General features: G+C 59.8%; 8 protein-coding genes and 1 riboswitch. Of the genes, 7 read left to right on the plus strand and 1 reads right to left on the minus strand.

What is annotated here, in order from left to right:
* Positions 1 to 5: 5 nt before the first annotated feature.
* From H8699_RS07995 to H8699_RS08025, 7 genes are all read left to right on the plus strand, one after another.
* Complete coding sequence (locus H8699_RS07995; protein ID WP_249285222.1) at positions 6 to 1,487, plus strand: DnaD domain protein; 1,482 nt, start codon at positions 6 to 8, stop codon at positions 1,485 to 1,487.
* Between the two features lie 19 nt (positions 1,488 to 1,506).
* Entirely contained in the window at positions 1,507 to 2,502 is a 996-nt protein-coding gene (locus H8699_RS08000; RefSeq protein WP_249285223.1) for an ATP-binding protein, read from the plus strand.
* A 282-nt stretch (positions 2,503 to 2,784) separates the two neighbouring features.
* Positions 2,785 to 4,383, plus strand: a complete 1,599-nt coding sequence (locus H8699_RS08005; protein ID WP_249285224.1) for a M1 family metallopeptidase — start codon at positions 2,785 to 2,787, stop codon at positions 4,381 to 4,383.
* Between the two features lie 38 nt (positions 4,384 to 4,421).
* Positions 4,422 to 6,110: a peptidoglycan DD-metalloendopeptidase family protein gene (locus H8699_RS08010; RefSeq protein ID WP_249285225.1), complete on the plus strand. Its 1,689-nt coding sequence runs from the start codon at positions 4,422 to 4,424 to the stop codon at positions 6,108 to 6,110.
* A gap of 140 nt (positions 6,111 to 6,250) precedes the next feature.
* A riboswitch (M-box (ykoK) riboswitch) is annotated at positions 6,251 to 6,424 on the plus strand.
* A 230-nt stretch (positions 6,425 to 6,654) separates the two neighbouring features.
* Entirely contained in the window at positions 6,655 to 7,614 is a 960-nt protein-coding gene (locus H8699_RS08015) for a magnesium transporter CorA family protein (protein ID WP_138294676.1), read from the plus strand.
* Positions 7,615 to 7,879: 265 nt separating this feature from the next.
* Positions 7,880 to 9,139 (plus strand): UDP-N-acetylglucosamine 1-carboxyvinyltransferase, encoded by a 1,260-nt coding sequence (locus H8699_RS08020; RefSeq protein WP_249285226.1) that lies wholly within the window; start codon positions 7,880 to 7,882, stop codon positions 9,137 to 9,139.
* Between the two features lie 168 nt (positions 9,140 to 9,307).
* Entirely contained in the window at positions 9,308 to 10,135 is an 828-nt protein-coding gene (locus H8699_RS08025) for an aldo/keto reductase (RefSeq protein ID WP_147517356.1), read from the plus strand.
* A 52-nt stretch (positions 10,136 to 10,187) separates the two neighbouring features.
* Here the strand turns inward: H8699_RS08025 and H8699_RS08030 are convergent, their stop codons facing one another.
* The gene (locus H8699_RS08030; RefSeq protein WP_249285227.1) at positions 10,188 to 11,879 is read right to left on the minus strand and encodes a CocE/NonD family hydrolase; all 1,692 of its coding nucleotides are present in this window, start codon (positions 11,877 to 11,879) and stop codon (positions 10,188 to 10,190) included.
* Positions 11,880 to 11,893 lie beyond the last annotated feature (14 nt).

Here is an 11,893-nt window from a genome sequence, read left to right on the forward strand (position 1 = left end):
TTGACATGGCTGCTTTTGGCTTTGCGCCGCAGACACACGTATATGATATCACGCCGGTCGAAAACCTTTTTATCGAGGAATACATGCTGGGCGCGCCGGGAGAGTTTGTCAAAGCGTATCTGTACGGGCTCAAGCATTGCTACTACCCGGGGCAGGGCTGTGCCAGCGCCGGGGAAATGGCCAAAGCCCTGCAGATGGAGGAAGGGCAGCTGCTGGACGCGTTCCGCTATTGGCAGCGCCAGGGCCTGGTTCGGCTTGTCTCGGAGGCGCCGTTGCAGGTGGAGTATGAGAACTTAAAGCAGCTGATGGGCGGCGCGCCGGCGGGGCAGCCCCAGGAGGAGCAGGCCTACCCCTACCGGGAGTTTAACGCCAGCCTGCAGCAGATATTTGGAAGCCGGCTGATCAAACCCGAGGAATTCCAGCGGGCGTACGACTGGATCGAAATATTGGGCCTGGCACCTGAGGCGGTCATGATGCTATGCCAGTACTGCCTGCAAAAAAAGGGCGGGCGGGTCAGCTTCAATTATATCGATAAGGCGGCCCAGACCTGGGCGCAGGAGAACGTAAAGACCTATGAGGCGGCGGAGGAATACCTGCGCGGGGCGGAGGCGGCCTCATCCGGCGCGGTGCAGGTGCTGCGGCGGCTTGGCATTTACCGGCTGCCTACCATGGAGGAGATGAGCCTTTACCGCAAGTGGACCGAAAGCTGGGGCCTGCGGCCGGACGCGGTGCTGGCCGCCTGCCGGGAGACCACCAAAAGCGCGCGGCCTTCGATGGCTTATCTCAACGGGATATTGGAAAATTATAAGGGACAGGGGCTGCGCAGCGCCCAGGACGTGGAGGATTACCAGCAGGCGCGGGTAAACCGCCAGGCGCAGTTGCGCCAGGTTTGGGAGGCGCTGGGCAATACGGGCAGCGCGTACCCTGCGGGCATGCAAAACGAATGGATGCGATGGACGCAAGAGCTGGGCTTTGCGGACGACGAGGCGATCCTGATCGCGGCGCGCTATTGCAACGACCAGGGTTTCCACCAGGTGCGCCAGCTGACCGCGATGCTAGAGCGCCTGGCGGACCAGGGGTTGATCGCTGCGCACGCGGTGCGCGGCGCGCTGGCGCAATATGCGCAGGCCAGCGGAGAGCTTAAAGAGGTGTTTGTCCGTGCCGGGCTGCGGCGCGCCCCGCGGGAAGAGGATGTGGCGCGCTACCGCGAGATATGGCTGGGCGAGTGGAACATGCCCTTTGAGCTGGTGATGCTGGCGGCGGAATCCGCCGCGCAGGGCCAGGCGCGGGACCGGATGCACGCGATGGACAGCTTGCTTAGAAGGTGGCACGAGCAGGGCATAAAGAGCCTGCGCCAGGCGCGGGAGCAGCTGCAAAAGGCGCCGGAGAAGCGCCAGGAGGGAAACCGCAGGAACCTGCCGGGGGAGCAGTATATGCAACAGGATTATACGCCTGAACAGCTAGAGGGCGTGATACGAAAACTCTAATGGAAAGGCGGTGGATGCCGTGCCCGGGAGCAAGCGGGAATGGATGCGCCAGGTTTTGGACGAGTGGAGCCTGAAACGGGACCGCAACCGCAGGCGGATGGAGCAGGCGCGCGCGCAGATCGAGCGGGAGGTGCCGCAGTGGGCGGACATCGAGCGGCAGATCGGCGCTTTGCAGGCGGCCGCGGCGCGCCAGGCCCTGGCGGACCCTTCCTCCGCCCAAACGGTGGCCGAGGAAACGGCCCAGACGGTGGCGGTATTGCGCTCGCGTCAGGCCCAGCTACTGGAGAGCGAGGGCGTTGACCCTACCGCGCTTGAACTGCAGTTTGACTGCCCCCTTTGCCGGGATTCGGGATTTTCAGATGCGCAGGGGCGGGTATTATGCACCTGCGCCCAGCGCAGGCTGGCAGAGCTGTGCGCCCGGGATTCAGGGCTGGAGGCCTTTCCAAGGCATACTTTTAAGGATTTTGACGAGAGCATCTTTCCCCAGGGCGGCACGCAGAACCAGCGCGCGCAGATGCTACGGCTGCGGGATTTCTGCCTGGATTATGCCCGGGCTTTTCCCAAGAATGAGACGCATAACATCCTGTTGATGGGCGCGCCAGGGCTGGGGAAGACCTTTTTGATGCACTGTATCGCCTCGGAAGTGATCCGCCGGGGTTTCTCGGTGCTGACCACCACGGCCTACCGGCTGCAAGAGGCGCTGCTGGAGCAACCCTTAGGCGGCGGATACGAGCGGCGCAGCGCCCTGTACCTCACCCCGGAACTGCTGGTGCTGGACGATCTGGGGGCTGAGCCACGGATCAGCAATGTGACCCTGGAGCAGCTTTTTGCCGTGCTCAATGAGCGGATGATCTCCGGCAAGGGGACGCTGATCACCACCAACTTAACGCTGCCCGAGCTGCGGGACCGCTACCGCGACCGGGTGATCTCCCGGCTGATCGATCCCCAGCAGACGGCCACCTTCCTTTTGACGGGGCAGGATGTGCGCCTGCGCCGGGACGGCAGCCAAGGTTAACAAAATTTACCATTTAATTATCCGGGTGCGTGGGGATAACCGCGGCCCGGCGGGATACAATAGCATTATCCGGATGGGAACTTTAATTGTTGCCCATACCGGTTAACCGGCCCGGGACGAAGGCGTAAAGCCTTTGTCCCGGGCTTTTTTATGGTTCACTTCCAATAGAGAATTTGCCAGAAGCGGGGCAGCCGTGCATCCATAGCTAGTCTTTTTTGCCACCGAGAATAATAGGGTAAACCATAGGGTTTTGACGAAGGGGCATAAAGGAGGGTATAATGGATGCATAAAATGGGGATGAAGGGCCTAAAATGGCCGATTAGGGCGAAAAAGGGCCGTTTTTCCCTTTGGACGCTTGCGCGGCCGGGGAAAGGATGCTGGCAGATTTACCTATGCGCCGTGGCGGCGCTGGTGATTGCAGCCCTTGCCTACGGCCTGCCCGGCGGGGAAGGAGCGGCCAGCCTGCGCAACCGGTACGACTTGGCGCTGGATTTTTATCCCCAGGCGCGCCAGCTGGACGGCGTGGCCAGGGTGGACTACTGCAATACGGCGCCGGACCGGCAGGAGGAGATCTATTTCCACCTCTACCCCAACGCGTTTGCCGACGAGGAAAGCACCCCCATCCCCAAGGAAGAGTGGGAGATGGCCTATCCCGAAGGGTTTTCGCCCGGCGGGATGCAGGTCGCGGCCGTGCGGGTGGATGGGAAAAATGTGCCCGTGGTGCTGGACGGCCAGAGCGAGGATATCTTGTGCGTGGATCTGCCGCGGGCGCTGGCGGGCGGCGAGCGCTGCCGGGTCGAGATCGAGTACAGCGTTACGCTGCCCAAACTCAATTACCGCACGGGCCAGGGGGCGAACGGCTTCCAGTTCGGGCAGTGTTATCCGATGCTGGCGGTCTACGATGAAACGGGATGGAATCTGGACCCCTATTACGCCAATGGCGACCCGTTCTATTTTGAGTGTGCGGATTACCGAGTCACGATGACGCTGCCGGAGGAACTGGTGCTGGCCCATACCGGAGAGCAGCTGCGGCAACAGGCATGCTTTGGACGCAAACGCCTCTACTTTGAGGCGGAAAACGTGCGGGAATTTGCGATGATGGCCTCCAGGGGCTATACGGTGCAAACGGCGATGGCGGGGGATGTGGAGATCCGCTCCTACGCCTGGAATGAGGAGGGCGGCGCGCAGGCGCTGGAATACGCCAAGGATACGGTGGACTTTCTCTCCGAACTGCTGATGCCCTATGATGGGGCGCAGCTTTCGGTAGCTCAATCCGATTTTTACGTAGGCGGGATGGAGTACCCGCATCTGGTCCAGATCGACGAGACCTTTTACCGGACATGGGAGCTATACCCCTATCTGGAGATGATTACCGTACATGAAACCGCCCACCAATGGTTTTATGGACTGGTGGGCAACGACGAGGTGGATGAACCCTGGCTGGACGAGGCGCTTACAGAGTATATGACCATGCGCTATTATGGCTACCGTTATGACGAGGCGGCGGAAAAGCGGGCGTTTCGCAACTTTATAACTGCGGACCTGCTGGATATGGCCCCTGAGGGAATCCCGGAGCCGCCGCTGCAAAACAGCCTGATGCCCAGCTTTGAATACGCAAACGGCACGGAGTACTCCGCGCAGGTATACGCCAGGGGGGCCTATGCCCTGCGGGAGACCGAGCGGTACATGGGCCGGGAGGCCTTTGACGCCGCCCTGCGGGCTTATGTGGAGCAGCGGGCGCATCAGGTGGCTACGGGCGAGGATCTGTACGCCGCGCTGGAGGCGCAAAAGCCCGGCGCGGGCGAATATTTACACGACTGGTTAAGCGGGCGCAAGCGGATACTCCGCTCCAGCCTGCTTCAGGAGATGCAGCAGCCATAAGGAGGGCTGCAAAAACCATCAGAGTAAGGGGAAAAGGCATGAGGCGAGATAGAAAAAAAGATGCGTTCCCGTGGGGCAATGGGGACGGACGCGAAAAGAACTGGCCCAGCGCCCAAGAGGTGCGCCAGGAGGCAGAAAAGAAGCGGCGCGTTTTTTCGCTGGATCTGCATGGCGGCGCCAAGCGCGCTGAAAAGGCAGAAAAGAGCACGCCACAGCCCGTGCGGCCTGCCCGGCCCGCGCAAAGCGAGCCGCCGCGGCGCCGAGAGGCGGCGCGCGCGCGTACCATTACGGTGGAGCGCCCGTCTCACCAGGCGGTGCGCTTTCGCCCGATGCCCAGCCGGTACAGACGGCGAGCCCGTAAAAACCTATACATCAAGCGCGCGGTGGGCGGGATATTGGCCGCATGCCTGGTGGTAGCGCTGGTGGTGGGCATCCCCATGTGGCAGGCGCGCACGGTAAAAGCGGCCCGCGTTTATATCGACGGGCGCGAGGCCGGGCTGGTGCAGGATGCCCAGGCGGTGGAGCAGGCCTTTGCGGCGTATAAAGAACAGGTGCAACGGGAGACTGAGGGGCAGATGGTAGTGGATGCCCAGCTGACCGTTGAGCCGGTGGCGGTTTCTAACCTGCACGTAATGGACGCCCAGCAGGTGGCCCAGCAGGTAGCGGCCGTGGCCCAGCCCAAGAGCCGGGCGGCCGTCGTTGCGGTGGGCGACCAGACGGCCGTGGCCGTGCAAACCGAGGAGGAAGCCCAGTGGGTAGTGGATCAGCTGCTGGAGCCCTATAAGGCGGAGCGCAGCGGCGAAACGGTAGAATCCGCCGCGTTTGTAGAGGAAGTAACGGTAGAGCAGAGCAACGTATCCCCGGAGGATATTCGGGATAAGGAGACGGCGCTATCGCTGATGCGCTATGGCGCAACGCCCGACCAGGTGCAAAGCTATACCGTGCAGCAGGGGGATACCCTTTCCGAGATCGCCCAGGAATACGGCGTGCGGACCAGCGACCTGCGGGCCGCCAACCCCCAGCTGGTCAGCGCGGATATGATCGACATTGGCGACGAGCTTTCCATATCCAAGAGCAAGGGCCTGGTCAACGTACAGACGGTGGTGGAAAAGCGCACGCAGGATACCATCGACTTTGAAACCGAATATCAGGATGACGCGGATATGCTGACCACGCAGAAAAAGGTGATCCAGGAGGGCGAAAAGGGCACCCGCGAGGTGGTGGCTGAGATCACCTACGTCAACGGGATTGAGGTATCGCGCAATGTGCTCAGCGAGACGGTGACCAAGCAGCCGGTCAAGCAGATCGTGGCGCGGGGCACCAAAAAGGCCTCGGACCAGGCGGTGAGCGCATCGGCCAGCAGTTCGGGCTTTTTGTTCCCCACACAGGGGCGCATCTCCTCCCGCTTTGGCCAGCGGTGGGGCCGGCTGCACGCGGGGCTGGACATTGCAAACGTGGTAGGCACGCCGGTGCACGCCTCCAAGGCCGGTACGGTGAGCTATGCCGGATGGCGCGGCGGTTATGGCAAATGCGTGATGATCGACCATGGGAACGGCGTGCAGACCCTGTACGGGCATAACAGCAAGATACAGGTGACCGTGGGGCAGAAGGTATCCGCGGGCGAGACGATCGCCCTGATGGGTTCCACCGGCAACTCGACCGGCCCGCACTGCCATTTTGAGATACGCATCAACGGCTCGCCGGTCAACCCGGAAACAAAATTATAATAGCGGGGCACAAAGGGCCGCGGCGGAGAACGCCGCGGCCCTTTGCAACTGCATGAAAAGGTTTGAATTACCAAAAAAATTACCGCCGGCCCGGCGGTACAAGTGTTGCATACAGCGCCGGGCGGTGCTACAATGAAAAAGAACTCTTCTGTTAGGTGAGGTTCCGTTACGGATACATGCTGCTGCCCCCAAACATCCAGAGATGCCCCGGGGTCAACAGGTATTACCGAGTTAAGGTTTTACTTAATGTAGCTGGCATGGCTTAGTCCATGCCAAAGCTGTAACGTGCCAAAGCTCTACGTTCAAAAGAGGTGGATTGCATATTGTGTGCAGGCCCTTTTGCCGTGGAATTTTGGCAAAAGGGTTTTATTTTTACGTTCGTTTTATGAAAGGAGGAGGCATAGGTGGACGGCGACCCTGGTAACCAGATGGAATGGAAAGCGCGATCATGGGGGCGTGCCCCCAGCCTCTCCCGGTAAAGCAGACGCCCGGCTTTCTTGGCGCCGCTTTTGGGAGGCGCAAATAAGAGAAAGCAGGTGGAAACATGTTGGCGATTTATAAGACGATTGAGGAGAACCTGCGCGAGTTTACCAGTTTTGACGGGCTGCTCGAGCAGGAGGATACCATCAGCGGCGCCTGGGTCAACCTGGTGGCGCCCACGGAGGAGGAGATTTTGCAGACCAGCGAGCGGCTGCATATCGACCTGGACTTTGTGCGCGCAGCGCTGGACGACGAGGAGCGGGCCCGCATCGAGGTGGAGGATGCCAATATCCTCATCATTGTGGATATGCCCCAGGTCGAAATGGAGAACGACTCTTTTGTTTATACCACGTTGCCGCTGGGCATCGTACTGACGGAGGAAGCGCTGGTCACCGTCATGCTAAAAGAATCTCCCCTGGTCAACGATTTTATCGATGGGCGGGTCAAGACTTTTTATACGTACAAGCGGACGCGGTTTATTCTGCAGCTGCTCTACCGCAATGCGGCGCGGTTTTTGAGCTACCTAAAGCAGATCGACAAGGCCTCTACCCGCGTGGAGGGCGAATTGCATAAGTCCATGAAGAACAAGGAGCTGATCCAGATGCTGAAGCTGGAAAAGAGCCTGGTGTTCTTCTCCACCTCCCTGAAGGGGAACGAACTGGTGCTGGAAAAGCTGCTGCGCATGGACTATATCAAAAAATACCCGGACGATACGGATCTTTTGGAGGACGTCATCGTCGAAAATAAGCAGGCTATTGAAATGTGTACCATTTACCGGGACATCCTCTCCGGGACCATGGACGCGTTTGCCTCGGTGATCTCCAACAACCTCAACATCGTTATGAAGTTTATGGCGGCGGTAACCATTATCCTTGCGGTGCCGGCGCTGGTGGCCGCCCTGTGGGGCATGAATGTGCCGGTGCCCTTTGAGAGCAACCCCATGGGTTTCTGGATCGTGATCGGCATCGCGGCGCTGGCCACGCTGCTGGCGACGATCTATATGGCCAGGCGTAAGATGTTTTGACCCGAACTTGAATTGGTAAAAAAGGCCAAAGAAATAATTTTGCCTAAAGCGTTAAATTATGCTAAAATAAACCCGTGTATGGAGGCGACAGAGCAAGACGGAGGCTTATGCCCTTTGGCTTGCTTTTGTATATGCCTAATTTGCAAAGGATAAAGGCGGCGCTGCGCCGCATTTCATAGATTCGGCAATACAGGGCTCTGGTCTATCCGGGGCGAATTTGGGAGGAGGAACCCCCGCGGCGTTCCCTTTTGCGGGGGAGTGAGACTTGGATAAATTTAGAATTGTGGGCGGGCATCCGCTCCGGGGCACGGTCAGTGCGGCCGGGGCAAAAAACGCGGCTGTAGCGGTGATCCCGGCGGCCCTTTTGAGCGATGAGATCAGCGTGATTGATAACCTTCCGCTGATACAGGATGTATTTGTATTAAGGGATATTCTGGTGGCCATGGGCGCGAAGATCGCCCTGGAGGGCAACCGGATGACGATCGACCCCAGCGGGGTGACCTCGTCCGACGTGCCCGAGGGGATGGCCCAGCGCATGCGCGCCTCCTACTACCTGATGGGCGTGATGCTGGGGCGCTTTAAACGGGCCAGGGTCCCGTTCCCGGGCGGGTGTAATATCGGCATGCGGCCGATGGACCAGCATGTAAAGGGCTTCCGGGCCATGGGCGCGGAGGTGGATATTGACCACGGCTGCTTTGACGCGGTGGCCAGGGAACTGGTAGGCAGCGAGGTCTATCTGGATGTAGCCTCTGTGGGGGCGACCATCAATATCATGATGTGCGCGGTCAAGGCCAAGGGCAATACCATGATCGTCAACGCCGCAAAAGAACCCCATGTGGTGGATACGGCGAACTTTTTAAACGCTATGGGCGCCAGCATCAAGGGCGCCGGTACGGACGTGATCCGCATCAAAGGCGTAGAGCGGCTGCACGGGTGCAATTATACCATCATTCCCGACCAGATCGAGGTGGGGACGCTGATGATCGCCGCCGCGGCTACGCGGGGGGATGTGACCATCCGGGGCGCGATCTCTACCCACATGGAGGCGCTGAGCGCCAAACTGATCGAGATGGGCGTGCAGGTGGAAGAGGGCGAGGACTATATCCGCGTGACGGCGCAGGGGCGGCCCAAGGCCGTCAATATCAAAACGCTGCCCTATCCCGGGTTCCCGACGGATCTGCAGCAGCCGATCACGGTGCTGCTCTCCACCGCGAGGGGGACCAGCGTGATCACCGAGAATATCTTTGAATCCCGCTATAAACATATCGACGAGATTCGGCGGATGGGCGCGCTGGTGCGCATTGAGGATCGAGTGGCGATCGTAGAGGGCGTAGAGCAGCTGACCGGCGCCAGGGTGACCGCCAGCGACCTGCGCGCGGGCGCAGCGCTGATCGTAGCTGGGCTTTTGGCTAACGGCGTGACGGAGATACGCAACATCAAATATATCGAGCGGGGCTACGAGCAGATCGATAAAAAACTGGTCGGTCTTGGGGCTGATATCTGCCGGGTGCCGGACGAAGATTAAGGTCAAAGATGGAGAGCAGGACGAATCGTCCTGCTTTTTTTATTGCCGTGCGCGTGCACATCACAAGAAAACAAAGAAAGTTAGTTATATTTATTGACGAACTATAGCGTTGCGAGTATGATAGTATCGTTGTCAAATATCTCAATTTACAAGGGGGAGGTTTTTCACATGCTGAATTGTCCGGACATTACGCTGAACAATGGCGTTAAGATCCCGCAGCTGGGGCTGGGCGTATTCCGCTCGGAGCCGGGGCAGGAAACGGCGGGCGCGGTAACCGCGGCGCTGGAGGTAGGGTATCGCCATATCGATACGGCGAAGGCCTATAATAACGAAAAAGACGTGGCCAAGGGCATTAAAGACAGCGGCATCAAGCGCGAGGAGATCTTTATCACCTCTAAGGTGCCCACTGAGGATATCGAGGCCAAGTTGACCTATGAGGCCAGCATGCAGGCTTTGGATAAGCTGGATACCGATTATATCGACCTGTATCTGCTGCATTGGCCCATCACCAATTACATTGAGGCCTGGGAAGTGCTGATGCGCCTGTACGAAGAAAAGAAATTCCGCGCCATTGGCGTGAGCAATTTTGAGGTACACCATCTCCAGGCGTTGGAGCAGCGGGGGCTGTTGACGCCGGCCGTCAACCAGATCGAGCTGCACCCCACCTTCCAGCAAAAAGAGGTGAAGCCCTACTCGGAGAGCAAGGGCATTTTCGTCGAGGCCTGGAGCCCGCTGGGCGGCCGCGACCACTTGCTGATTGCGGACCCGGTGATCGCCAATATCGCCAAAAAGCATGGCAAGACTGGCGCGCAGGTCATCATTCGCTGGCACCTGCAGACTGGCAACATCGTGATCCCCAAATCGGTAAAGCCGGAGCGTATCGCCGATAACGCCAAGGTATTTGACTTTGAGCTGGACGGCGAGGATATGCAGGCCATTGCCGCGATGGATACCAATAAGCGCAGCTATTGGGATCCCAACCGGTGGAACACCTAAGCAGAAGAAAAGAACTAAAACCCCCTCCAGCAGCTGGAGGGGGTTTGCTGTTTTAATCGGGCGTTGCGCAGGGTATCTCCAAAACCGATGGGTAAGCGCCGCCGGTAAAGATGCGCTGTGTTGCCGGACGTGTACGCGCCTGGCAGGCCCAAACGCCGGGATAATTGCTATGTACAGCGTATTGGGGAAAGTCGGAGGAGGCAATATCCAGCCGGATGCGGGAGCCAGGCTGTACCAGCCAGGCGATATCCCAAAGGGTGATATTGACCTCCACCACCGTGCCGGGGGTATAGCTGCCCCGCTGGCTGGCGCCGTTGCGATAGGCCAGGGTGGTGATGCCCCCACGGATATTGACTGTGGTACCATCCGCAAAGACCTCCATCACCTTGGCGGTGAAGGCGGTATCCTCGGCGCTGGAGGCTACAAACAGGCGGGCGTTCAGCTTGCCGTTGATCTCAAAGGCCTGCGCAGTGGACGCGGAGAGAAAGCTGACCACATCCGCACGATAGCCGCACGCCGGTTGGGGCAGGCTGCCGATCTCCTCTCGCGTATGGAATAGGGATTCGGCCCCGTGAGAGGGCACAGGGTCCTCGGGATCATACACATAGCTCGCCTGGGCCTGCGCCTCGGGCGGCAGGGGGAGCAGCGCATGCGCCCCGTCCTGCGTGGCGCCGGCGTCCAGATAGAAATGCTGGATCTGGCGGGCGCGCACGGGAAAGTCCGGCCAGGTTTCCCAACGATCAGCACCGATGGCGTAAAGCTGCACGGCTTTTTGGGGCAGCCGTTTTTGCAGCAGGGTCTCTTCAAACCAGGCCAGGGGAGACTGGACGCTGTCATCTGCCAGGCGCTCTGCCTTGTGATGGGTGAGTGCCAGCCCGTACCCGTGGTTCCAGGGACCGATCTGCAGGATGCTGTGCGCCTTGGCTTGGGGCGATAGATCTTGATAGGTGACAAGGGCGCTGCCCAGGTGATGATCGTACCAGCCCTCGCGGATAAAGACGGGGATGTTGACCTTGCCGGGAATATCCTTGAGCATCTTCCAAAAGCCCTGGCTCCAATAGGGATCGCTGCGGTCGGTATGGCTGATCCAATCCCGGTACCAGGGCAGGCTTACGCCCCAGAGCGCCTCATCCACATGGAGCTGAGGGCGGTAGCGGTAGGAATCCATCATGTTAGAGGCTATGGGGACGCCGGCATTTTCCTGCGCCCAGGCGGTGAGGATATCCTGACGGAAGAGTCCGTCCTGGTAGGCGGATGTGTGCCGGTCCGTCCCGTATACGCCAAGGTACATGGATTTGACCTGGGGCGGCAGCGCATCGGCCATGCACCAACCGGTCAGCGCCAGGTAGGAGTTGCCCCAATAGCCGATCCCGTCGGTATAGGGCTGGGCGGCCAGATAGTGAAGGGTGGTAAGCCCGTCAGCGCGCTCGTTGACGTTGGGTTCCCATTCCCCTTGGGAGCCGCCGGTGCCCCGGCACCATTGCAGCACAAAGATGAATCCGCGCTTGGCGTATTCTTCGCCGTGGATCTCAAGCTCCTGCGCCATCCCCGGATAGCAGCAGCGCTGTAAAACGATGGGGGCCTGCTCGCGCTCTGCAGGGAAAAAGAACACGGTGCGCAGCTCGACCCTGTCGGCCATGGGCAACAGGAGCTCCTCGCGCCGGGCCAGCCGGGTCGTAGGGGCGGGCGTGGCGCTGCGGTAAAGCTGCCTGAGCACGGCCAGGCGTTGGCTTGCCTTGCTCATCACTTACACCTCAC

The sequence above is a fragment of the Luoshenia tenuis genome (genome assembly GCF_014384745.1).
Taxonomy (GTDB): Bacteria; Bacillota; Clostridia; order Christensenellales.